The sequence below is a fragment of the Maribacter sp. 1_MG-2023 genome (genome assembly GCF_030547005.1).
In the GTDB taxonomy this organism is placed as follows: domain Bacteria; phylum Bacteroidota; class Bacteroidia; order Flavobacteriales; family Flavobacteriaceae; genus Maribacter.
This window is the reverse complement of the sequence record NZ_JAUOPN010000002.1, coordinates 339830-362803: the sequence shown is the minus strand read 5'-3', so window position 1 is coordinate 362803 and position 22974 is coordinate 339830. Positions and strand designations below refer to the sequence as shown.

The 22974-nt window shown below is 35.7% G+C and carries 22 protein-coding genes; 10 read left to right on the top strand and 12 right to left on the bottom strand.

All coding sequences use genetic code 11. From position 1 onward, the window contains the following. Nucleotide 1: 1 nt before the first annotated feature. The 6 genes from Q4500_RS04460 to Q4500_RS04435 all read left to right on the top strand — a co-directional run bounded on the left by Q4500_RS04460 (nucleotide 2) and on the right by Q4500_RS04435 (nucleotide 6513). Complete coding sequence (locus tag Q4500_RS04460; RefSeq protein ID WP_303598524.1) at nucleotides 2-2344, top strand: transglycosylase domain-containing protein; 2343 nt, start codon at nucleotides 2-4, stop codon at nucleotides 2342-2344. A gap of 105 nt (nucleotides 2345-2449) precedes the next feature. Then, nucleotides 2450-3148, top strand: a complete 699-nt coding sequence (locus Q4500_RS04455) for a CoA transferase subunit A (protein WP_303598523.1) — start codon at nucleotides 2450-2452, stop codon at nucleotides 3146-3148. A gap of 4 nt (nucleotides 3149-3152) precedes the next feature. After that, the gene (locus Q4500_RS04450; protein WP_303598522.1) at nucleotides 3153-3806 is read left to right on the top strand and encodes a CoA transferase subunit B; all 654 of its coding nucleotides are present in this window, start codon (nucleotides 3153-3155) and stop codon (nucleotides 3804-3806) included. Between the two features lie 506 nt (nucleotides 3807-4312). After that, on the top strand, nucleotides 4313-4678 hold the full coding sequence (locus Q4500_RS04445; protein ID WP_303598521.1) for a hypothetical protein: 366 nt from the start codon (nucleotides 4313-4315) through the stop codon (nucleotides 4676-4678). 145 nt (nucleotides 4679-4823) lie between these two features. Next, entirely contained in the window at nucleotides 4824-5348 is a 525-nt protein-coding gene (locus Q4500_RS04440) for a GNAT family N-acetyltransferase (protein WP_303598520.1), read from the top strand. 16 nt (nucleotides 5349-5364) lie between these two features. After that, nucleotides 5365-6513 carry a serine hydrolase gene (locus Q4500_RS04435; protein WP_303598519.1) on the top strand — a complete coding sequence of 383 codons (1149 nt, stop codon included), beginning with the start codon at nucleotides 5365-5367 and terminating at the stop codon, nucleotides 6511-6513. Nucleotides 6514-6523: 10 nt separating this feature from the next. Here Q4500_RS04435 and Q4500_RS04430 read toward each other — a convergent pair whose 3' ends face one another. The 10 genes from Q4500_RS04430 to Q4500_RS04385 all read right to left on the bottom strand — a co-directional run bounded on the left by Q4500_RS04430 (nucleotide 6524) and on the right by Q4500_RS04385 (nucleotide 16796). Beyond that, a complete protein-coding gene (locus Q4500_RS04430) occupies nucleotides 6524-7681 on the bottom strand; it encodes a methionine aminotransferase (protein ID WP_303598518.1) in 1158 nt (385 codons plus the stop codon). 82 nt (nucleotides 7682-7763) lie between these two features. After that, nucleotides 7764-8309, bottom strand: coding sequence for a type 1 glutamine amidotransferase domain-containing protein (locus Q4500_RS04425; protein ID WP_303598517.1), 546 nt, complete (start codon nucleotides 8307-8309; stop codon nucleotides 7764-7766). A gap of 116 nt (nucleotides 8310-8425) precedes the next feature. Further along, nucleotides 8426-8908, bottom strand: a complete 483-nt coding sequence (locus Q4500_RS04420) for a very short patch repair endonuclease (protein WP_303598516.1) — start codon at nucleotides 8906-8908, stop codon at nucleotides 8426-8428. A 66-nt stretch (nucleotides 8909-8974) separates the two neighbouring features. Then, nucleotides 8975-9721: a succinate dehydrogenase/fumarate reductase iron-sulfur subunit gene (locus Q4500_RS04415; protein ID WP_303598515.1), complete on the bottom strand. Its 747-nt coding sequence runs from the start codon at nucleotides 9719-9721 to the stop codon at nucleotides 8975-8977. 65 nt (nucleotides 9722-9786) lie between these two features. Next, the gene (locus tag Q4500_RS04410; protein WP_299798673.1) at nucleotides 9787-11802 is read right to left on the bottom strand and encodes a fumarate reductase/succinate dehydrogenase flavoprotein subunit; all 2016 of its coding nucleotides are present in this window, start codon (nucleotides 11800-11802) and stop codon (nucleotides 9787-9789) included. A gap of 12 nt (nucleotides 11803-11814) precedes the next feature. Then, a complete protein-coding gene (locus tag Q4500_RS04405; protein WP_303598514.1) occupies nucleotides 11815-12495 on the bottom strand; it encodes a succinate dehydrogenase cytochrome b subunit in 681 nt (226 codons plus the stop codon). A 181-nt stretch (nucleotides 12496-12676) separates the two neighbouring features. Continuing rightward, nucleotides 12677-13096 carry a hypothetical protein gene (locus Q4500_RS04400; RefSeq protein WP_303598513.1) on the bottom strand — a complete coding sequence of 140 codons (420 nt, stop codon included), beginning with the start codon at nucleotides 13094-13096 and terminating at the stop codon, nucleotides 12677-12679. 109 nt (nucleotides 13097-13205) lie between these two features. Further along, nucleotides 13206-13595, bottom strand: a complete 390-nt coding sequence (locus tag Q4500_RS04395) for a DUF2721 domain-containing protein (protein WP_303598512.1) — start codon at nucleotides 13593-13595, stop codon at nucleotides 13206-13208. Nucleotides 13596-13607: 12 nt separating this feature from the next. Further along, nucleotides 13608-13946, bottom strand: coding sequence for a cupin domain-containing protein (locus Q4500_RS04390; RefSeq protein WP_303598511.1), 339 nt, complete (start codon nucleotides 13944-13946; stop codon nucleotides 13608-13610). A gap of 3 nt (nucleotides 13947-13949) precedes the next feature. Further along, nucleotides 13950-16796 (bottom strand): glycosyl hydrolase, encoded by a 2847-nt coding sequence (locus tag Q4500_RS04385; RefSeq protein ID WP_303598510.1) that lies wholly within the window; start codon nucleotides 16794-16796, stop codon nucleotides 13950-13952. A gap of 178 nt (nucleotides 16797-16974) precedes the next feature. On the opposite strand from Q4500_RS04385, the gene Q4500_RS04380 reads away from it, so the two are divergent. Beyond that, complete coding sequence (locus tag Q4500_RS04380; protein ID WP_303598509.1) at nucleotides 16975-17259, top strand: hypothetical protein; 285 nt, start codon at nucleotides 16975-16977, stop codon at nucleotides 17257-17259. A gap of 112 nt (nucleotides 17260-17371) precedes the next feature. Here Q4500_RS04380 and Q4500_RS04375 read toward each other — a convergent pair whose 3' ends face one another. Together Q4500_RS04375 and Q4500_RS04370 are read right to left on the bottom strand one after the other, a co-directional pair. After that, nucleotides 17372-19135 (bottom strand): M28 family peptidase, encoded by a 1764-nt coding sequence (locus tag Q4500_RS04375; protein ID WP_303598508.1) that lies wholly within the window; start codon nucleotides 19133-19135, stop codon nucleotides 17372-17374. After that, nucleotides 19123-20574, bottom strand: a complete 1452-nt coding sequence (locus Q4500_RS04370; protein WP_303598507.1) for a M20/M25/M40 family metallo-hydrolase — start codon at nucleotides 20572-20574, stop codon at nucleotides 19123-19125. The genes Q4500_RS04375 and Q4500_RS04370 overlap by 13 nt, the downstream gene beginning before the upstream one ends. 147 nt (nucleotides 20575-20721) lie before the next feature. On the opposite strand from Q4500_RS04370, the gene Q4500_RS04365 reads away from it, so the two are divergent. The 3 genes from Q4500_RS04365 to Q4500_RS04355 are packed head-to-tail and all read left to right on the top strand — an operon-like array spanning nucleotide 20722 to nucleotide 22971. Next, entirely contained in the window at nucleotides 20722-22014 is a 1293-nt protein-coding gene (locus Q4500_RS04365) for an aminopeptidase P family protein (RefSeq protein ID WP_303598506.1), read from the top strand. Nucleotides 22015-22023: 9 nt separating this feature from the next. Beyond that, nucleotides 22024-22794: an exodeoxyribonuclease III gene (locus tag Q4500_RS04360; protein ID WP_303598505.1), complete on the top strand. Its 771-nt coding sequence runs from the start codon at nucleotides 22024-22026 to the stop codon at nucleotides 22792-22794. A gap of 3 nt (nucleotides 22795-22797) precedes the next feature. After that, nucleotides 22798-22971, top strand: coding sequence for a hypothetical protein (locus Q4500_RS04355; protein ID WP_303598504.1), 174 nt, complete (start codon nucleotides 22798-22800; stop codon nucleotides 22969-22971). Nucleotides 22972-22974 lie beyond the last annotated feature (3 nt).

The following is a 22974-nucleotide window of genomic DNA, read 5'->3' as shown; positions in this document are numbered from 1 at the left end:
AATGGCAAAAGAGGTAAAGAAAAAAACAACGAATAGTTTTTCGAAATTCATATTATGGTTTTGGATTTTGTTTGGGTCGGGTATTGCTATTGTTGCATTAATTTTCCTATCTGCTTCTTGGGGACTTTTTGGTGAATTGCCTCCTTATGAGTATTTAGAAAATCCGCAGACCAATTTAGCCTCACAAATCATCTCTTCTGATGGTAATTTGTTAGGTAAATTCTATTTAGATGATAACCGTACCGATGTAAACTTTGAAGAGCTACCAGAAAATTTGGTAAATACTCTTATGGCGAGTGAGGATATACGTTTTATGGACCACTCTGGTATTGATTCTCGCGGTACATTGAGAGCATTTTTCTATTTAGGAAAAAGGGGTGGAGCAAGTACTATAACTCAACAATTGGCTCGTCAACTTTTTGTTGGAAGGGCAGCAAGAGGATGGAAGCGATATACACAAAAAATTAAAGAATGGGTTTTAGCTATTAGGTTAGAGCGCAGTTATACCAAAGAAGAAATCATTAGTATGTATTTGAATATCTATGATTTTGGTAATAATGCCGATGGTATACGTTCTGCAGCTCGTATTTATTTTGGTAAAGAACCGAAAGACCTTAAAATCGAAGAATCTGCCATGTTGGTTGGTATGTTGCAAAACTCATCTCTTTTTAATCCATTAAGACGAGAGGAAATTACTTTTAAGAAAAGAAACATTGTTCTCGGACAGTTAGCAAGGTACGAGTACATCACAGAGGTAGAAAAAGACTCGCTACAGGCTATGAAAATGGATATTAATTATAATCCAGAAACGCATAGCGTAGGTTTGGCAACTTACTTTAGAATGTATTTGCAACGTTTCATGAAAGATTGGATAAATAAGAATCCAAAACCAGCAATCGGTGATGAGCCAGATAAGTACAATCTGTATTTAGACGGACTCAAAATCTACACGACCATTGATTCTAAAATGCAGGCTAATGCAGAAGAGGCGGTCAATGAGCATATGACAAAATTACAAGCGGAGTTTTTTCATCAAAATACACCAGATAGAAATAAGACAGCACCTTTCTTAGATATTACTCCAGAGGAAACGAAGGGTATTATGGAACGTGCCATGAAGAATTCTGATCGATGGAAAATTATGAAAAGCGCTGGCAAATCTGAAAAAGAGATTCGTGAGTCTTTTGATAAGAAAACAGAAATGACTGTTTTCGATTGGAAAAGTCCGACTAAAGAAAAAGATACCATACTTACACCAAGAGATTCCATTCGTTATTATAAAACTTTTTTAAGAACGGCAATGATGTCTATGGAGCCACAAACCGGTCATGTTAAAGCATGGGTAGGCGGCATCAATTACAAGCATTTTCAATATGACAATGTTATACAAGGTGCAAGGCAGGCAGGTTCTACTTTTAAACCTTTTGTGTATGCAGCTGCAATAGATCAATTACGATTATCACCTTGTGAAACTCGCCCAGATACACAATATTGTATAGAAGCTGGTAAGCATGGTAATGTGGAGCCTTGGTGCCCAAGAAATTCTAATCTTAAGTATTCAGGTAATAGCTATACCTTGAAAAAGGCATTGGCAAATTCTGTAAACACAGTTACAGCGCAATTAATAGATGAGGTAGGTCCGAAATCTGTTGTTAGTATGGTACGTAATTTAGGCTTGAGCGGAGATATTTTGGAAGTACCTGCAATTGCTTTAGGTACTGTAGATGTAAATGTATATGAAATGGTTGGTGCATATGGTGCCTTTGCCAATCAAGGGGTATATGTAAAGCCAGTTATGGTAACCCGTATAGAAAATAAAGATGGTACCGTTTTATATGAATACGTTCCTGAAACTAAAGATGTGTTGAGTAAAGATGTTTCATACGCTATATTAGATTTAATGAAAGGTGTTACTCAAGGTGGTTCAGGTACACGATTACGTACTACCGGCTATAATAAGTGGAGACCAGAGTATGATGAAATAATTACTGGGTACCCTTATAAATTGACAAATCCTATCGCAGGTAAAACGGGTACAACACAAAACAATAGTGATGGTTGGTTTATGGGTATGGTTCCCAATCTAGTTACCGGTGTTTGGGTAGGTGGTGAAGAAAGAGCTGTTCACTTTAAAAGTATTACATACGGTCAAGGTGCTTCAATGGCGCTGCCAATATGGGGATTGTATATGACCAAGAATTATGCAGACGAAGAGCTAGGTATTTCTAAAGAAGATTTTGAGAAGCCAAGTAATATGTCGATAGAAATTAATTGCGATGAGTTTGCAGCTGATATTAAAGAAGATAATGATATTGAAGATGACCTAGAAGATTTAGATTTCTAGGCATATTCTATTGTAATAATGAAAAGGTCTTGGTGTAAACCAAGACCTTTTTTTATTTAATCCATTTTAATTGGGTAATTTAGTGACTAGTTAATTTAATAAAAAATGATACGTAAAACAGTAGCAAACGTAACCGATGCATTAGCAGAAGTAAAAGACGGAATGACCTTTATGTTAGGTGGTTTTGGTCTTTGTGGAATACCTGAAAATGCGATAAGTGAATTGGTTAATTTAGGTGTAAAGGATATCACTTGTATTTCTAATAATGCGGGAGTTGATGATTTTGGTTTGGGATTATTGTTGCAGCAACATCAAATTAAAAAAATGATATCTTCTTATGTTGGCGAGAATGATGAATTTGAGCGACAGATGTTAAGTGGAGAGTTAGAAGTTGAACTAACACCACAAGGTACATTAGCTGAAAAATGTAGAGCTGCACAAGCCGGTTTTCCTGCTTTTTTCACTCCGGCTGGGTATGGAACCGAAGTGGCAGAAGGAAAAGAGGTGCGTGAATTTGATGGGAAAATGTACATATTAGAAGAAGCATTTAAGGCAGATTTTGCTTTTGTTAAAGCTTGGAAAGGAGATGCTGCGGGTAACTTAATATTTAAGGGTACTGCTAGAAATTTTAATCCGTGTATGTGTGGTGCGGCAACAATTACTGTGGCTGAGGTTGAAGAATTAGTTCCTGAAGGAGAACTAGATCCAAACCAAATACATATTCCAGGAATATTCGTGCAACGCATTTTTCAAGGAAAAGATTACGAGAAAAGAATAGAACAAAGAACGGTACGTCAAAAATAAGAGCATGTTAGATAAAAACGGAATTGCAAAGAGAATTGCACAAGAAGTGGAAGACGGTTATTATGTAAACTTAGGTATTGGTATTCCTACCCTAGTTGCTAATTATGTTCGTGAAGATATTAGTGTAGAGTTTCAAAGTGAAAACGGAATACTTGGTATGGGTCCATTTCCTTTTGAAGGGGAAGAAGACGCAGATTTAATAAATGCCGGTAAGCAAACTATTACCGCGCTACCTGGTGCATCTTATTTTGACTCTGCAACGAGTTTTGCTATGATTAGAGGTAAACATGTTGACCTTACCATTCTTGGTGCTATGGAGGTCGCTGAGAACGGTGATATAGCCAACTGGAAAATTCCAGGTAAAATGGTTAAGGGTATGGGTGGTGCTATGGACCTTGTAGCATCTGCAGAGAATATCATAGTTGCTATGATGCATACCAATAGAGCAGGTGAGTCTAAACTATTAAAGAAGTGTAGTCTTCCTTTAACAGGGGTTGGTTGTGTTAAGAAGATAGTAACTAATTTGGCAGTACTTGAGGTTATAGAAGATGGCTTTTTGCTATTAGAAAGAGCGCCAGGTGTATCTGTAGATGATATTAAAGCTGCTACTGAAGGTAATCTAATAATTAGAGGAGAAGTTATAGAGATGAATGTTTAGTAGGGTTGGGTAAATCATCGATGAAATAAGCTTTTTTTATTTTTTACAACAGGTTATATTCAGTACACAACATTTATTGTCATGTTTAAGAACAACAGATGTATCTTTAGACCTCAATGAAACCCATAACCTATTAATTGCTTAACCGTCATGAATTCTCGAATTAATCACACAGCAAACGAACATAAAATTCAAGTTTATAGAAACGACTTTTTTAGTGGATTTCTAAGACTTACTAAAAAGTTATTTATGTTATAAATTACTTTTATAAAATTAAAAAAGAGCGACTTAATAGGTCGCTCTTTTTTTTTGCCTTTTTTTTAAACGTTGAAAATTTTAATAACCTATAATTAAACTTTTAGTCATAGTTGATTAACTAACTCGTCTAGGTTCACCACAATTTTAATAAGTTTTACCACAAATATTTTATTGTAAGAAAAAGACTACATATATTTGAAATGTAATAAAAAGTGAACCCCAAATCGCTTTGAAAAACTTAACCTAAAATGAAGTATGTATTTAGTTGCCTAATCTTGTTGGTACTTGTTGCCTCTTGTTCAAAAATTGAAGAAAATAACGATCCTATAATTGGTATATGGAATCACACCGTGAAAACGGCTGCCAATACAAATAAGATGGTTATTGATAATGAAGAATGGATTTTCAATGATGTTTATTTAGGTCGCTTTCACGGTTATAAAGATGGTCAGGTAGTTTATCTAACAGATTTTAACTGGAGTGTTAATGATGATGTATATATCGTTAGTTACCCAGGTACAGATTTCCCCAATGATTTCGTTAAAATGCAAAAGACAGATGAAGGAACAATACTTATGAGAACAGAAGGTAAATTGTTTGCCGAAAAACAATAAAAGTTCGCAAATGAAAAATGCCTACGAGCTATTGCATGTTATAAACATGCATTATTAGAAACAGAAAAGTTACCAAATCAACCATTTTATAAAATTTCCCCCGGTTAGGAGCAAAGTAATTTGCTCCTTTTTTTATTTTAGGGGTATGGTACTTACTTACACTTTATGTTCTTTCGAAGAACTAGATCAATTAAGGTCAATTTCAGAACAAACTTTTGTTTCTGCCTTTGCTAAAGACAACGACCCTAAAGATTTTGAAATCTACATTAAAAAAGCGTTTGCATTAGAAACTATTAAAAAGGAACTTCTTAATCCTAACAGCGATTTTTACTTCGTATACACTAACAATGAAGTTGTTGGTTACTTTAAGTTAAATGTAAAGGAAGCACAGTCAGAACTTAAGCAAGATGATAGTATTGAATTGGAACGTATATATGTATTACAGAAACATCAAGGTTTAGGTTTAGGCGAGCAATTTCTTCATCACATTAAAACTATTGCTAAAGAACGAAATAAGAAAATGTTATGGTTAGGTGTTTGGCAAGAGAATAAACGCGCCATAAAATTTTATGAACGATACGGATTCCAAAAATTTGATACGCACCCATATTTTATAGGTTCAGATGAACAGACAGATTGGTTAATGCGTTTCAATTTAAGTACCTTGTAGTTTCAAATTAACTTTCATGAAATTACATTTTATCACCTTCGTAGCGCTCCTTGGTTTTTTTAATTTACAGGGGCAAGAATATTACTTTCCAGAACGAAATGCAGACTGGGAAATAAAAGCACCAAAAGACTTTAAAATCAAAGATGCTAAGCTAAATGAAGCGGTAGATTTTGCAGAGGCAAATGAATATTCAGGCTCTAGAGATTTGCGTATTGCAATCGTAAAAGGTTTTGAAAAAGAACCTTTTCATAAAATATTAGGTCCGACTAAGAAACGTGGCGGTCCTGCAGGCATGATTCTTAAAAATGGATATGTAGTTGCTCAATGGGGAGATACCAAAAGAGTTGATATGACTTTCAGTGTAACTAAGAGTTTTTTGAGCACAATGGCTGGTCTTGCCGAAGACGAAAAGCTAATTACGGATACTAAGAATTTGGTAGGTGACTACATTTGGGACGGCACTTTTGATGGTACCCATAATTCTAAAATTACTTGGGAACATTTATTGCAGCAGAATTCGGCTTGGTCTGGTGAGTTGTGGGGAGTAAAAGATTGGGCAGATAGGCCACCAAGTGAAGGCGATATTGATGATTGGAAAATGGCTCAGCCAAAAGAACCAGGCACTGTTATGGAATATAATGATGTTCGTGTAAATGTGCTTGCATATTCGCTTACACATGTATGGCGCAAACCAATGCCTTTAGTATTAAAGGAGAAAATTATGGATAGAATTGAAGCATCTTCTACATGGCGCTGGTTTGGTTATGATGATGCTTGGACAGAAATTGACGGACTTCAAATGAAATCTGTAACCGGTGGCGGACACTCAGGGGCAGGAATATTCATTAGCACAGAAGATATGGCTCGTTTTGGTATGTTATTCTTAAATAATGGTAAATGGAAGAATGAACGATTGATTTCAGAAAATTGGATAAAGAAAGCAACAACTCCTTCAATCCCAAATGCGAATTACGGCTATATGTGGTGGTTAAATAAAAAGGGTGCTAGACATTGGGAAGGATTATCTGAAAACATCTATTATGCTGCTGGTTTTGGTGGTAACTTTATTGTTATAGATAAAGAGAATGATGTGGTTGTAGTAACACGTTGGTTAGAGCCTAGTAAAATTGGTGAATTTATGTCTAAGGTAAATGCTGCTTTTTAATAAGTAGGTGTTAGAGCTTGCATAGAATTTCAACTGCTTTTTCTAAAGTTTTCTGTTTTTTGGCGAAGCAGAATCTCAACATATGATCATTTCTGTTATCGACATTGAAAGATGAAATTGGTATAGATGCTATTCGGTTTTTAGTAATTAATCGTTTTCCTATAGCTTCATCTTCTTCATTTGAAATATGGGTATAATCCAATAGTTGAAAATATGTGCCTTTGGATGGTTTAAACTTAAATTTGGACGATTTTATTCCTTCAAGAAAGAAATCTCGTTTTTGCTGGTAAAAATTGTTCAAATCTAAATAGTGTGATGGATTCTTCAAATATATAGCCAATGCCCGTTGCACCGGATGGTCTACACAGAAAACCGCAAATTGATGCACTTTTCTAAACTCAGCCATTAATTCAGCAGGCGCTGCACAATAGCCCATTTTCCAACCGGTTACATGAAATGTTTTTCCGAATGATGCGCAGACAAAACTCCTGTTGGCTAGATCTGTAAATCGCGAAGCACTTTCATGCACTTGTCCGTCGAAAATGATATGCTCATAAACCTCGTCGCTCAAAAGAATAATATTGGTTGGTTTTAATATATTCTCTAGCTGCTCCATATCCCATTTGGTTAACATTGTTCCGCTAGGGTTGTGAGGCGTATTTATGATGACCATTTTAGTCTTATCACTAATTTTACTACGAAAAATGTTCCAATCAATTTTATAATCTGGTGCATTTAATTGAACGAAAACCGGTATGCCTCCATTTAATATGATTGCAGGTTCATAACAGTCGTATGCAGGTTTTATGACAATAACCTCGTCGCCTTTGTTAACGAAGGCTGTAATAGCGGTAAAAATAGCTTGTGTGGCGCCAACGGTTACCGTTATTTCACTTTCAGGATTATACTCGCGGTTATGTAGCGTTTCTATTTTGTCTGATATAACTTCTCTAAGTCCGTAATAGCCTTGCATGGGTGCATATTGATTATAACCAATATTAATTGCCTCGCTTACCAATGACTTTAATTTGCTGTCAGCCTGAAAATTTGGAAAACCTTGAGATAGATCAATAGCCTTATGTTTACGTGCTAGATTGCCAACGGTTGTAAAAATTGTTGTCTTTACTTCTGTTAATTTAGAGGCTTTGGTAAGTGGTGTATAATCCATAGTAGTAAATGTATGAATTTTAAATACGGATATAAAAAAAGCCCAACCTGTTGGTTGGGCTTTTCATTTCCATTAAAATGAATTATGCATGTTGCATTTCATGCTTACCTTCTTTTATTTCCTCAATTAATTTGGAATTAAATGCTGGTAAATCATCCGGATTTCTACTTGTTACAAATCCTTCATCAACTACTACCTCTTGGTCTACCCAATTGGCTCCTGCATTTACTAAATCATCGTTAATGGAATTAAATGATGTCATTTTTCTCCCTTTGACTACGCCTGCACTAATTAATGTCCACGGTGCATGGCAAATTGCTGCTACTGGCTTTTTCAGTTTAAAGAAGTCACGTACAAAATTCAAAGCCGTTTCTTCTCTTCTTAATAAATCTGGATTAATTACTCCACCAGGCAATATTAATGCATTATAATCTTCCGCTTTTACTTCACTTAGTGTTTTATCTACTTTATAGCTGTTAGACCATTTTCCGTTTGCCCAACCTTTTATTTCTCCTTTTTCTAAACTTACAATTTCCACATTGAAGCCTTCTTTTTCCATGGCTTCTTTTGGAGATTTTAATTCACTTTCTTCAAATCCATTTGTAGCTAAAATTGCTATCCTCTTCATAATATTTAGTTTTTAGATTAATAATTTTGTTCTTCACTAAGTTACTAATCATACATGCTCATACCCGTTAAGGCTGTATTAAATAGGGGTTTTCAAGGGTTAAATATTTATAAAACTCATTTTGTGCTCATTTGCACAGTATTTAAATGATTTAGGGTAATCGCTAAGCATTCGTCTAGATTTTTTTTGATTTCAGATTCCCAAAACCTGAATATGGTATAGCCTAAATGATTAAGTTCTTTGTTTACTTCATTATCACGCTGCATATTGCGCTCTATTTTAGCAATCCAAAATTCGCGATTTGTTTTAACCTTTGGTTTTCGTTCTGACCAATTTTTGCCATGCCAGTATTCCCCATCTATAAATATGACTGTTTTGTATTTAGGTAAGGCAATGTCTGGTTTACCAATCAATTTTTTGTAATCTATTCGATATCTATATCCGGCACTGTATAATGCTTTTCTAAAAGCTAGTTCAGGTTTGGTATTCTTACCCTTGATCTTACTCATGATTTTAGATCGCTGAGGTGTAGTGTAATATCCTGATGCTTCGTTGAACCTAGGTACTTTAATTCTTTCTTTAGGATAGTCTTTTGACATATCTTAAAAATAAAAAATCCCGAGCCTTTACGGTCGAGATTTTTTAAAACTTTATGATTGTTATGTCTAACTTTTAACGTTAGCACTTAAGAATTCGCGGTTCATTCTTGCAATGTTTTCCAATGAAATACCCTTAGGGCATTCTACTTCACATGCTCCGGTATTGGTACAATTACCAAATCCTTCTAAATCCATTTGTGCAACCATGTTTTGAACACGGTCTACAGCTTCTACTTGACCTTGTGGCAATAATGCATATTGAGATACTTTTGCACCTACAAACAACATTGCTGAAGCATTTTTACAACTTGCAACACAAGCACCACAACCAATACATGTAGCGGCATCCATTGCCTCATCTGCAGCGTGCTTGGATATTGGAATACCATTAGCATCTTGAGTGTTACCTGAAGTGTTTACAGAAATGTACCCACCTGCATGTTGTATACGGTCAAATGAACTTCTGTCAACAACTAAATCTTTAATTACAGGAAATGCTTTTGCTCTAAATGGCTCTATTGTAATAGTATCGCCATCTTTGAACATACGCATGTGCAATTGACAAGTAGTTACACCTCTATCTGGTCCATGTGCTTCTCCGTTAATAAACATAGAGCACATACCACATATACCTTCTCTACAATCGTGGTCAAAAGCTACAGGCTCTTCACCCTTGTTAATCAACTGTTCGTTAAGAACATCCATCATTTCTAAGAACGACATATGTTCAGAAATCTCTGTCACTTTATAATCGACCATTTTACCCTTATCTTGGGCATTTGATTGTCTCCAAATTTTTAATGTCAGATTCATATTTTAAGTATTGAGTAATGAGTATTATTTTATGAAGTAAATCATATGTAATAGCTCAATACTATTTATTTATAACTTCTTTGTTTTAATTCGATCTCGTTGAACTCTAGCTCTTCTTTATGTAAAACTGCATCACCAGGTTCTCCTTTGTATTCCCATGCAGAAACGAATGCGAAATCAACATCGTTACGTTTTGCTTCACCTGCTTGTTCTCCACCAATCTCAACCGACTCTTCTCTAAAGTGACCACCACAAGATTCTTCTCTTTCTAAGGCATCTTTAGCGAATAGCTCACCAAGTTCCAAGAAATCTGCTACACGACCAGCTTTTTCCAATTCTGCATTAAGTTCGGTTGCAGTACCAGGTACGCTAACGTTTTTGTAGAAATCTTCACGAAGAGCCTTAATTTCTGCCATAGCTTCTTTTAAGCCTTCAGCGTTACGAGACATTCCACATTTCTCCCACATAATATTACCTAATTTTTTATGGTAATAATCTACAGAGTGAGACCCTTTGTTATTCACAAAGAAATTAATTTTATCTGTTACTTCTTTTTCAGCAGCATCAAATTCTGGAGTATCGGTTGCTATCTTACCGGTACGAATTTCGTGAGATAGATAATCACCAATTGTATATGGCAATACAAAATAACCATCAGCTAAACCTTGCATTAACGCAGAAGCACCAAGTCTGTTTGCACCGTGATCAGAGAAGTTTGCTTCACCTATACAGTAAAGACCTTCTACAGTAGTCATTAAGTTATAATCAACCCAAACACCACCCATAGTATAGTGTACCGCTGGGTAAATCATCATTGGTGTTTTGTATGGATCTTGATCAACAATCTTCTCATACATTTGAAATAAGTTACCATACTTCGCTTTTACGATAGCGGCACCTAATTCATAAATTTTATCGGCAGAAGCATTTGAGATATTATGAATCTTAGCTTGTTCAACACCGTAACGTTGAATTGCAGATGCAAAATCTAAATACACAGCTTCACCAGTTGCATTTACTCCGTAACCGGCATCACAACGTTCTTTTGCAGCTCTCGATGCAACATCTCGTGGAACCAAGTTACCAAATGCAGGGTATCTTCTTTCTAAGTAATAATCTCTTTCATCTTCAGACAAATCGGTCGGCTTTTTCTTGCCTTCACGTATTGCCATTACATCATCCATATTCTTTGGCACCCAAATACGACCATCATTACGTAAAGATTCAGACATCAACGTAAGTTTAGACTGATAATCTCCTGAACGAGGAATACACGTTGGGTGAATTTGAGTATAACAAGGGTTTGCGAAAAATGCTCCTTTTTTGTGTATTTTCCAAGCAGCGGTAGCGTTCGATCCCATTGCATTTGTTGAAAGGAAATAAACATTTCCGTATCCACCAGAAGCAATAACTACGGCATGTGCTGAGTGACGTTCTATTTCACCAGTAACCAAGTCACGAGCGATAATACCACGAGCCTTACCATCAACCTTTACTACATCTAACATTTCATGACGATTGAACGGGGTAATTTTACCACGTGCAATTTGTCTGTTCATTGCAGAATAAGCGCCTAACAATAATTGTTGGCCAGTTTGTCCTTTAGCATAGAAAGTACGAGAAACTAATACACCACCGAAAGAACGGTTGTCTAAAAGTCCGCCATAATCACGTGCAAATGGTACACCTTGGGCAACACATTGGTCAATAATATTTGCAGAAACTTCTGCTAATCTATATACGTTTGCTTCTCTAGAACGATAATCACCACCTTTTACGGTATCGTAAAATAAACGGTAAGTTGAATCACCATCACCTTGATAGTTTTTTGCAGCATTAATACCACCTTGTGCAGCAATAGAGTGAGCTCTTCTTGGAGAATCTTGGTAGCAAAATGTTTTTACATTATAGCCTAATTCTGCTAAAGTTGCAGCAGCAGAACCACCTGCCAATCCTGTTCCAACAACGATTACATCAATATTACGTTTGTTAGCAGGGTTAACTAAATCTATATGGTTCTTATAATCGGTCCACTTCGTTTTCAACGGACCTTTAGGTACTTTTGAGTCTAATACAGACATAAGTAATAGGTGTTAATGATGATTAAAATGATGAAAAAGTGCAATGAATATAAATCCTAACGGGATAAAGATTGAATACACTTTAGCAAACAATTGTAGTTTTTCTTTTCTCATGCTCGATGCACCGGCAGACTGAAATGCAGAACTGAAACCATGCATAAGGTGTAGCGATAAGAAAATGAAGGCAATAACATAAGCACCTACACGTAATGGGTTTTCAAATTTATGAGCTAATTCCTCATAGTATCTGAATCCTTCTCCATTTGGCAGTAAGCCAGTCATGTCTCCTGCAATAAACTTGGTGTTAATTTCTGGTATCCAGAAATCTATAAAGTGAAGTACTAAGAAGGCCAAAATAGCTAATCCGCTGTAAATCATATTACGGCTCATCCAAGATGAATTGGCAGCACCATTGTTTTTTGCGTATGTTTTAACTCTTGCACTTCTGTTTTTAGCTTCTAAAATGAAACCCATCACAAAGTGATAAATAACACCGAAAATTAAAACAGGCTGCAAAACATATTGTACGGCCCAAAAAGTGCCCATAAAATGCGAAGCTTCATTAAACGCATCGGGACTTATAACCGATAAGATGTTTATTGCAAAATGCTGAAGTAGAAAAAACATTAAAAAGAAAGCAGAAAGCGCCATTGCGTACTTTCTACCAATCGAAGATTTAAAAAATCCGCTCATTAGTCGTTAATTTTATATGCGAATGTACATCACAAGCTAGTTATTAACAAGAATTAAGCAGTTTTAGTATGTCTATTTAGATTGATTTTAAAATGTATTTTTCGTGTGTTTAAGAATTTTCTCGAATTAGTTCATTTAAAATGCGAATTCTTGAACAAAATTCGATTTAGGATACAGCTAGCTAATGTGCTTTTTTTGAGATTTGTAGCGCCCAGTTTACAGCTTCGTCTAAATCTGTAAATGTTTGAATTCTTTTTGGAAAAATCAATTGCTTCAATATTGAGCTGAGTATATTGTTTTTTAATGCACCGACTGAAGCAATATACTGCATGTCAAAACGATTTTTGTGAAACTTGAACCACTCAAAAGGTGATACACGATATTTGTTTACTCTATTGGCAATATAAATTAATGGAATACCCTTTTCATAGATTTCTTGTGCTGCGTAGACTGCTTTTTTTGCATTCTCCCACTTGAATTTAGCACCTTCATTCATTTCAGATATAACAATACCTCCTTTGAAGAAATAGAATACCCCAAATTCGAATTCTCTTATTTCCCTTATCTGATTTATCAATTCGAGTTCTCGAACTCTTTTCATGCCTATTTTTGTCAGATGGCAAAGATACCGGATATTAACCTAATAGCTAATAAAAACATCGACGAACGGTAAGGTTATTAGTTAGGCTTCTTTAATTGATCTCAGGTAATTATTTCTCCATATCCTTTAACTGAATTTCTAATGCTTTAGTCGATAATTGAACTTCAATCAACGATAATACTAGAGAGATCATAAGTGCAAATAAACTTATACTAAATACCAAATTAGCCCAAAAGGTAAATTTTACATAAATTAAGGTCATGGTAATTACGGCCAAAAGGAAGCTTACAATAGCAGTTGCCTGCATATTTTTTATAATAGTAAGTCGCTTTCTTAATTTTTGTACCTGTAAACCAACGGACTGCGATGCTGTTTCTTGATATTTTTGATGTAACTGTCGAATTAAAGCTGCAATGGCTAAATAACGTGCATTATAGGCTAGCATAGTCAATGAAATAGCTGGAAAAAGTAGTGCCGGTATTCCTAATGTTAATTCCATAATTAATTCTTCTTAATCTGTGGCTATGCCAAAATAGGTCCAAGTGACTTCTGTGTCAAAAGGATTGTGTTGTCCATGTATTTCGCCTGGTTCAATAGTTATACAATTTCCTGGACCTACTTTATACTCTTTACCTGAAATAGTAAAAACAGCTTGACCTGTTTGTATATGAAATACTTCGAACATCGTATCATGTTTGTGTAAATCTACTTGTTGACCAGGTTTAAAAACGGCAGTGCCATACATCATTAATTGCGGAATTTCTCCACGGTTGATTAATGTTCTTTTTTTAATATCCGCATTATGGCTAACTCCTAAATCTGCCAGTGTATTCCAATCTACTATCTTCATTTATTACTCTATTTCGAAAGTGATGTTTTCACTGGTACCGTTTCCTTTAATTTCAACAACGTATGATCCTTTAGGTAAATAAGTACTTCCGTTATCAGCTTGCTTTAATACGGTTTTGTGCTTTTTAAGGTAATTGAGTTTGCCAATTTTTGAAAAAGCTAAGTCATATGACAAAATATTCAATCCTTTATTCGCTATAATTTCTGTTTCACTAACTACAATGTCATCAGATGATTTAATCTTAGTTTGGTACACATCATCTCTATCAGAATAGAAAGTGATGTCTAAACCAGGTGTACTTGCCTTCGACCACGAACTCCATGAATTCCCCCAACGACTAGAGTGCTTTATGTTTTCTAACGGATAAGTATGCAATGCTTTCTCTAGTACTTCAGTTGTCATACTTTGCAATGCTGAAATATCTGCTTTATAAATGCTTCTGCCATGTGTACCTATTAACAAATGTTTGGCTTCTTTTTGAATTACCAAATCGTGTACCGCTACATTGGGCATTCCGTTTTGAAAAGATTCCCAAGATGTACCACCATTTAAGCTTACATATAAACCATTGTCAGTACCTACGAATAATACCTTCTCATTTTCGGTATCTTCAAAAATAACATTTACTGCAGCAGTAGGTATGTTTGCTGCAATGTTCTTCCAAGTAGCGCCTTTGTCTTCACTTACATATATATAAGGTGTAAAATCATCTGAGCGGTAACCGTTTAATGTAGCATACACTCTATTTTTTTGATGTGTTGAAGCAACTACTCGACTTACCCATAAATTTTGAGGTAGGTTTTTAGAAATGACCTCCCAGTTTCCGCCACCATTTTCTGTGCGTTGTATGAGTCCGTCATCACTACCGGTGTACATCAATCCGAATTTGAAGGTTGATTCTGATATGGTTGCTAAGGTTCCGAATGCTACGTTACCCTCTTTGCCGCCTTGGGTTAAATCACCTGATATGGTTTCCCAAGTATCACCTTGGTTTAATGAACGATGCAGCTTATTGCTTCCCATATATAAAATATCTTGATTATGGGGTGATAATAGGATAGGAGATTGCCAATTAAAACGATACGGAGTCTCACCTAATTCATGTTTAGGTTGAATATAAGTGCGGTGGTCATTTTCTAAATCAATTCTGAAATAATTGCCGAATTGATATCCTGTGTAAACGATTTTTGAATTGCGACTATCTACTTGTACTTGCATTCCATCGCCACCTAAAATAGATTTCCAAGGGTATTGACCTGTTTGTTGCCACCTCGTATTTTCTTCTGCGTTATTTGGACCCATCCATACTCCGTTATCTTGAAGACCGCCATATACGTTATATGGTTTTTCGTTATCTACAGTAATTGCGTAAAATTGACCTACTGTAGGTGAGTTGTTCTTAAACCAATTTTTGCCGTCATCATAACTAGTATTTACTCCGCCATCATTTCCGTTGATTAAATGTCCAGGTAAATTTGGATTTACCCATACTGCATGGTGATCAGAATGTACATTATCGCCATTTATAGAAGTATATGTTTTACCACCGTCTTTTGATGAAATAATAGGAACGCCAGACAAATAGATGGCATCTACATTATTTGGGTCTACCGTAATTTGCGCAAAATAATAACCGTAGCTGTAGAATAAATCATCTATATAGTCTTCGCTTTGCTTTACCCAAGTGGTGCCGCCATCATTACTACGATATACTTCTGCGCCAATTACTGGCGTATCGAATAACATAGAATTCGCATCTTCTAAATACAATGCGATGTCTGCTGGTTGTACAGCATTACTACGTACCATTTGCTTTACGTTGGCAGCTCTATATTTTTCTTGAAAGTTGTTGGTTTTGAGAAACTCATTTAGATCTTTATCGTTTAGGTCTAAGAATTGTTCTTTCGACAGCGACTTAAAGTCATTTTTCGTTAAACCATTTTGATTCTCTTTCTTTTCGTTGGAGTTTTCTCTTCTAAACTGACTGTCATGAACAGCATAAACAGTATTATCATTAAAGACAGCTAAACCTATTCTACCTACTCCTTCACCAGTAGGAAAACTACTTGCGGGAGTTGATATTTTTGTCCAGCTTGATCCTGAATCTGTACTTTTGTAAATACCAGATCCTTCTCCATTACCAATAAAATCCCAAGCTTTTCTATCTTTTTGCCATGCAGCGGCATATTGAATGTTAAAATTATTAGGTGAAACGGCTACGTCAATAATACCTGTTTTGTCATCTATGAATAAGGTGTTTTTCCAAGTTGTACCACCGTCTGTAGTTTTGTAGATACCACGTTCCTTATTATTCGAGTATAAATGTCCGGTTACACCAACGGTGACTTCATTTGCATTATCCGGATTTACGACTATACGCCCAATATGATGCGAATCGCTTAAACCCATGTGTTGCCAAGTTTTACCTTTGTCGGTAGATTTTAAAATTCCGATACCTGCATACGATGAACGCGATGAATTATTTTCGCCAGTACCTGCCCAAATAGTGCCGCTTTGCCAGTGAACGGCTATATCACCAAGATTTTGTGTTTGAGTTTCATCCATCACTGGGGTAAAAGTATTACCGTTGTTATTGGTATACCATAAACCGCCAGACGCATATGCGACATAGTATTCTGTAGGGTTATTTTCATTGACCGCCAAATCAACAACACGACCACTCATTACAGACGGACCAATATTTTTTAATGGAATATTTTTAACCAGAGAATTGGTTTCCATCACTTTTTTTACAGCTAAAGATTCATCAACTTTTTGTGAAGAAGTGGGTTGAATTTGTGCCGATGCAATAGTAATACTGGCTAAACATAGAAGGAAAAATTGCTTCATTTTGATAAGTTATTTGTAAAGTGAAAGTTAATAATAAGTTTTACCGAGTACAAATAATCGTTTTATGACTTTGTTAGCGGGAATAAAGTTGTCATTTAGGCGAAAAAATTTGATTAAATTATAAAAATCACAAATAAAATGTTAAATTATTGCCAAATAACAAATTAATATTTTAAACATGGAAGAGTACTTACCTTTAATTATTCAATTAGTATCAGGCGCAATAGGTGGAAACGTTGCGGGAAAGTTATTGCCAAAACTTAATCTAGGAACGCTGGGAAATAGTGTAGCTGGAATTTTAGGTGGTGGTCTAGGTGGGACATTACTTGGTATGTTGGGACTGGCAACCGATGGTGGAATGGACGTTTCTGGAATAGTATCAAGTCTTGCCGGTGGTGGTGTAGGTGGTGGTGTAATTATGGCTATTATAGGTGTAATAAAAAATGCTATGGCTAAAAGCTAAACTGAAAATATGTTAATAAAAAAAGGACCTTAGAATGAGGTCCTTTTTTTATTCTTTATATCGAGGTTAATTTTATCTATTTAAAGACATTTAGGATTGTTGATTTATAATTTCAAAATTTCCATTTAAATACATCATCGTTAAGGGATTGTCCTAATTTATTCAGTTCTGACCTTAATTCAACTTGAGCTTCTTCAATAGCTTGTTTGGTATTTTTGTTTGGGATGATGTCATTTAAAGAGTTTAGAGATCCGGTATACCAATTAAACCAAGCCATAATTATAAGCGATTCTTCAGACATTGATCCTCCGTTTTCTTTTACTTTTTTAGTTAATTCAATTTCATCCATTAAACGCTTAATAGCCTGTTCTTTTAGAATTTGAATCTGTGCATGTACAAATACATCTGATGCATTCACTAATTGCAACCCACTAACCAACGCTGCCGTGCCTACATTTTTCAAGGTTTCTTGAGATACCTTGTCAATTCGGTCATTATCGGTATGGTAAAATTGATCTGTAAAGTGCCACAATAACAGACCGGGAATATTTGCTTTTAAAAACGGAGTATGATCACTACCACCTTCAAACGGATTGGTTTCAACTACCCAATTGGCATATTCACCTTGTTCTTTAAACGTAGAAATTATAAAATCATTCAGGTAATGCGGTTTCATATCTTCTAATTTCAAAACCTCACCGCCCCATTCGCTGTGTTTGTCTTTACCACGTGTCCAAATAGCACTAGGGTCTGGCATTTTTTCAATCAAGAAAGTGCCCCCAGTTATCGCGGTGTTTTCACCGACCATATCTAAACTAATTCCCCACTTAATGCCTTTAGCTCGTTCTTGGTCTTCTTGAATATACCGGTTGGTAGAAACAATTTCATCGCCCCATAAAAAGGTCATGCTACGCTTAAAATCTATTTTGTTATCCGTAAATAATTTAGAGGCTATTCTAGCCATTTCTAATTGCGTGCCAACGCCAGTTGCATTATCATTTGCACCCGGTTCTTGTATATGTGCGCTGTACACCAAACGCTCATTTGGTAAATCATTACCTCTAATATTGGCAACTATAGTTAGTTCTTCTGATGGATATCTTTTGGTCTGAATATTCACTAGAACTTCGGTTTTACCTTTTTGAAGCTGAGTTTTTAGTTTTTCTTTTGCTTCGAAGGATAAAGCAATGCCCCAGAAATCAGCATCATCTTGAGAAGGAAGACTTCTAAATTGTATGGAAGTAGTGTTCTTTTCTGGTTGTAAATATGCTGGATTGTCATAAGTGAGAATCCCCAAAGCGCCATTTCTTATGGCTGATTTGTAAAGCTTTCGAACATTTATTTCTGCAAATACCACTTTGTCTTTAACAGAAACTGACTCTAGTTCATCAACGGATTTAATCCAAACTACTGTTGCCTTTAAATCATCTTTAGGGGTTGAAACCGAATTTAAATAGGTCATGTTTCGGTTCGTTTCTGATAATAATAAAGGTTTTTCGTTACCAACGATTTGTAACGATGCAGATAAGGGCTCCCATGTTTGGTGGGTCATTGCCCGTTTTTCAATACGGTAGGTAAATCGGTCACCTTCCTTAGCTTTTTCTTCTAAAACGTAACCTGCCGCTTTTAAACTATCTGCAATAAGGTATATGGTTTTATTAAAACCGGTATTGCCAACTACGCGCCAATAATCTTCTACAAAATCCGTGGTCTCGTATGCTAGTTGACCTGTAAATTCTGGACGTACAAGTTTAAAATAATCAACCTGTTTTTCTTCAACATGCTGTGAGCATCCTGTTAAAAAAGAAAGGCAGAGTAGTGCAGGTACAATTCCCTGCCTAATGATAATTTTTTTAATTTCGGTTATTCTTCCCATTTCCACTCGTTACCAATGATCAATTTTTCCTTTAGGTCATTTTTAATCATGAACTCTTTTGTGGTTTCGCTATCCATTTTGGTAGCAGGTAATGTATCTGCATTTGCAACGGCATAAAGCATCATGGTGCCAAAACGTGCCGTGTTTTTCATATGGTCTTCATTTACCAAATTAAAATCATCACAATCAGAATGGTAGCAGCCATAAATAGAACGGTCTAAATTGCTGTGTACAGATAAAATTGGCACACCTTCTAACATAAAAGGTTGGTGATCACTATGTAAACCAGATTTGTTAGAAAACTTATTTTGGTAGATGGTATCTTGTTGTTGAATAGCAGCACCTAAATCTGTAAAGAATTTTTCGTCATCTAATTTTCCGCCAGCATTCATACCTATTGGGTTACCAGACATATCTAAGTTCATCATGTATTTAATGTTCTCGATAGTATTATTTTCAATAGCTTGTTCCACTAAATATTTAGAACCAAGTAATCCTTGTTCTTCACCCATGAACATCACGAATTTCACCGTACGTTTTGGGTGCAGGTTATTTGCTTTAAATGCTCGTGCAATGTCTAGAACTGCAAAAGAACCAATACCATTATCAATAGCACCTGTAGCTAGATCCCAAGAATCTAAATGACCGCCAATAACAATCTCTTCTTGCGGAATTTCTGTACCAGGTAATGTTGCGACTACGTTTCTTGCTTTGATGACATCACTTGTATTGGTCATATCAATTTTAGCAGTTGCCTTTTTAGTTTTCAAGGTTTCTTTCAAAGCCATACCATCTTCCTTGCCAATGCATACAGCAGGGATTGGTATCAACTCTCCGGTTACAGAAGCAGTACCCGTTAATAAAACACCATTATCAACTTGGTTAATTATAATTATACCAATAGCACCGTATTTAATTGCTAAAGCCGTTTTCTCACTTCTGTGTAAATTGGTAAGTCCCTCTTCACTTTCTGGAAGAATATTAATGTATACCAATGAAATTTTTCCTTTTACTGCATCTGGGTTAGCTGTGTAATCTGCATCTAGTCCATTACCCATATCTACAATTTCGCCGGTAACGTGTGCTTCTACAGGTGCGTGACCTAAAGTCACTACTTTAACGTCTTCATCGTTAATTTTTAAAGAAACCTCGCCCCTTGCCCAAGCTTCCACTTCAAAAGTTTGGTATTCAACATCGTCAAAACCATATTCCTTAAATTTATTATAGGTGTATTCTTCTGCCTTAGCACCATTTGTAGACCCTGTAAGTCGGTGTCCGATAGTTTCGGTAGCTTCTTTTAAAGCACTATAACCTTTTGAGTTTGCTTTGATCTCGGTATCGATACGTGCAAAAAGTTCAGATTGCGTTTCCTCTTTTTTAGTTTCTGAACAAGCCTGTAGGCACAAAGCACCTATGAATAGGTAAGCGATTTTTTTCATGAGTTGTTTGAGTTTGGTTTAGGTATACAAGTTAGTTAAATTGTATTGAAATAGTAGGGTAGTGGTTTATGTTAATCTTGTAATTCCATGCCCTATTTTTTAAGGAAACAACACATAATGCTTAATTTTATAACAAAATAAGAATTCATGAAATACGATCAAATACCTAACTCCCTATTTATAAAGAATCGCAAGAAGTTTATGGACCGCATGCAGCCTAAAAGCATAGCTGTTTTTAACTCTAACGATATCTATCCTATTGCTGCTGATAGTGTTTTGCCTTTTGAGCAGCATAGAGATATTTTTTACCTATCTGGGGCTGATCAAGAAGAAACTATTTTAGTGTTGTTTCCTGATGCGATTAATAAAAATCATCGCGAGGTGCTGTTCGTTCGCGAAACAAACGAACATATTGCTATTTGGGAAGGTGAAAAATTAACGAAAGAGAAGGCTACAGAAGTTTCAGGTATTGAAACAGTTTGTTGGTTACAAGATTTCGAGAAAATATTCTTTGATTTAATGACCGAGGCTGAAACTATTTATTTCAATACTAACGAGCATTATAGACAAGCAGTAGAAACGCAAACGCGTGAAGACCGATTTATTGAAAAATACAAGCATCAATATCCAGCTCATAAGGTTGCTAAGAGTAACCCTATTCTTCAAGAAATTAGAGGGGTGAAGGAACCAGAAGAAATTGCTATTATGCAAACTGCATGTAATATCACCGAAAAAGGATTTCGTAGGCTGCTAAGTTTCGTGAAACCGGGGGTGATGGAATATGAGATCGAAGCAGAACTATTGCATGAATTCGTAAGAAATAAATCTAAAGGTTTTGCTTATCAGCCAATTATTGCTTCTGGAAATAATGCCAATGTACTTCATTACTTAGAGAATAATAAACCATGTAACGATGGTGATTTAATTCTGATGGATGTTGCTGCAGAGTATGCTAATTATTCTAGCGATTTAACTAGAACTATTCCTGCAAACGGGAAATTTACCAAACGCCAAAAAGAGGTGTATAATGCCGTCTTACGAGTTAAAGACGATGCTACTAAAATGTTGGTGCCAGGTACGCTTTGGGCAGAATATCATAAAGAATGTGGTAAACTAATGACTTCTGAACTTTTAGGTTTAGGTTTATTGGATAAGGCAGATGTTCAGAATGAAAACCCTGAATGGCCTGCGTATAAGAAGTACTTTATGCATGGAACTAGTCACCATATTGGTTTAAATACGCATGATTATGGCGCATTGAAAACGCCTATGAAAGCAAATATGGTATTTACCGTAGAGCCAGGTATTTATATTCCTGCTGAGAATATGGGTATTCGTTTAGAAGATGATGTGGTTATTCAAGAAAAGGGAGAACCTTTTAACTTGATGGCTAATATTCCTATTAAGGCAGATGAGATTGAGGAATTAATGAATAAATAAGACCAAAGAATGAAATTAGTATCGTGGAATGTTAATGGAATAAGAGCTTCTGTAAAAAAGGGCTTTGAAGATATCGTGAAAGATTTTGATGCCGATGTTTTCTGCGTTCAAGAAACAAAGGCGCAAGATGACCAGGTTGAAGGAGCACTGAAAAATATTTCTGATTATGTGCTATTTAGTAATAGTGCAGAACGAAAAGGATATTCCGGAACTGGAATTTTATCTAAACAAGCACCTGTGAAGTTTGATAAGGACATGGGTATTGAAGAACATGATTTAGAAGGAAGGATTACACATTCTGAATTTGAACATTTTCATTTAATCAATGTATATATACCTAATAGTGGTAGTGGATTAAAACGTTTGGATTACCGTGCCGGATGGGATAAAGATTTTACCAATTACCTAAAAGAACTGTCTAAATCGAAGCCTTTGATTATTACGGGCGATTTTAATGTAGCACATACCGAGAACGATTTGGCAAACCCGAAGAGTAATTACAATAAAACATCAGGATTTACACAAGTTGAAATTGACGGATTTGAGCATATGCTGAAAGAAGTGAACTTAGTAGATAGCTTTAGAAAATTGCACCCTACAACGTTCGATAAATATACATTTTGGAGTGCAAGAGGTGGTGCGCGTGGTAGAAATGTGGGTTGGCGTTTAGATTACTTTTTGGTTAGTGAATCTATTTGGGATAAGGTAACATCTGCCGAAATTCATGATCAGGTAATGGGTAGTGATCATTGCCCTATTAGTTTAGAAATAGAATTTTAGAATATGAGATTATTAGTTTTGATACAAGATGCTTCTGAAATTGAAGAGAAGATTCAGAATGCACCTAGCAACGCATATGAAATAGGTGTAGCTATTGGAACTTATCTGCCTTTTGTGGTGATGGTTTTAATAGCTTATGCTTTTTATTATTATTCTAAGAAGAGAAAGAATCGATAATAG

Coding starts and splice junctions, on each gene's coding strand:
- Q4500_RS04460 (WP_303598524.1), top strand. CDS start 2: ATGGCAAAAGAGGTAAAGAAAAAAACAACGAATAGTTTTTCGAAATTC.
- Q4500_RS04455 (WP_303598523.1), top strand. CDS start 2,450: ATGATACGTAAAACAGTAGCAAACGTAACCGATGCATTAGCAGAAGTA.
- Q4500_RS04450 (WP_303598522.1), top strand. CDS start 3,153: ATGTTAGATAAAAACGGAATTGCAAAGAGAATTGCACAAGAAGTGGAA.
- Q4500_RS04445 (WP_303598521.1), top strand. CDS start 4,313: ATGAAGTATGTATTTAGTTGCCTAATCTTGTTGGTACTTGTTGCCTCT.
- Q4500_RS04440 (WP_303598520.1), top strand. CDS start 4,824: ATGGTACTTACTTACACTTTATGTTCTTTCGAAGAACTAGATCAATTA.
- Q4500_RS04435 (WP_303598519.1), top strand. CDS start 5,365: ATGAAATTACATTTTATCACCTTCGTAGCGCTCCTTGGTTTTTTTAAT.
- Q4500_RS04430 (WP_303598518.1), bottom strand. CDS start 7,681: ATGGATTATACACCACTTACCAAAGCCTCTAAATTAACAGAAGTAAAG.
- Q4500_RS04425 (WP_303598517.1), bottom strand. CDS start 8,309: ATGAAGAGGATAGCAATTTTAGCTACAAATGGATTTGAAGAAAGTGAA.
- Q4500_RS04420 (WP_303598516.1), bottom strand. CDS start 8,908: ATGTCAAAAGACTATCCTAAAGAAAGAATTAAAGTACCTAGGTTCAAC.
- Q4500_RS04415 (WP_303598515.1), bottom strand. CDS start 9,721: ATGAATCTGACATTAAAAATTTGGAGACAATCAAATGCCCAAGATAAG.
- Q4500_RS04410 (WP_299798673.1), bottom strand. CDS start 11,802: ATGTCTGTATTAGACTCAAAAGTACCTAAAGGTCCGTTGAAAACGAAG.
- Q4500_RS04405 (WP_303598514.1), bottom strand. CDS start 12,495: ATGAGCGGATTTTTTAAATCTTCGATTGGTAGAAAGTACGCAATGGCG.
- Q4500_RS04400 (WP_303598513.1), bottom strand. CDS start 13,096: ATGAAAAGAGTTCGAGAACTCGAATTGATAAATCAGATAAGGGAAATA.
- Q4500_RS04395 (WP_303598512.1), bottom strand. CDS start 13,595: ATGGAATTAACATTAGGAATACCGGCACTACTTTTTCCAGCTATTTCA.
- Q4500_RS04390 (WP_303598511.1), bottom strand. CDS start 13,946: ATGAAGATAGTAGATTGGAATACACTGGCAGATTTAGGAGTTAGCCAT.
- Q4500_RS04385 (WP_303598510.1), bottom strand. CDS start 16,796: ATGAAGCAATTTTTCCTTCTATGTTTAGCCAGTATTACTATTGCATCG.
- Q4500_RS04380 (WP_303598509.1), top strand. CDS start 16,975: ATGGAAGAGTACTTACCTTTAATTATTCAATTAGTATCAGGCGCAATA.
- Q4500_RS04375 (WP_303598508.1), bottom strand. CDS start 19,135: ATGGGAAGAATAACCGAAATTAAAAAAATTATCATTAGGCAGGGAATT.
- Q4500_RS04370 (WP_303598507.1), bottom strand. CDS start 20,574: ATGAAAAAAATCGCTTACCTATTCATAGGTGCTTTGTGCCTACAGGCT.
- Q4500_RS04365 (WP_303598506.1), top strand. CDS start 20,722: ATGAAATACGATCAAATACCTAACTCCCTATTTATAAAGAATCGCAAG.
- Q4500_RS04360 (WP_303598505.1), top strand. CDS start 22,024: ATGAAATTAGTATCGTGGAATGTTAATGGAATAAGAGCTTCTGTAAAA.
- Q4500_RS04355 (WP_303598504.1), top strand. CDS start 22,798: ATGAGATTATTAGTTTTGATACAAGATGCTTCTGAAATTGAAGAGAAG.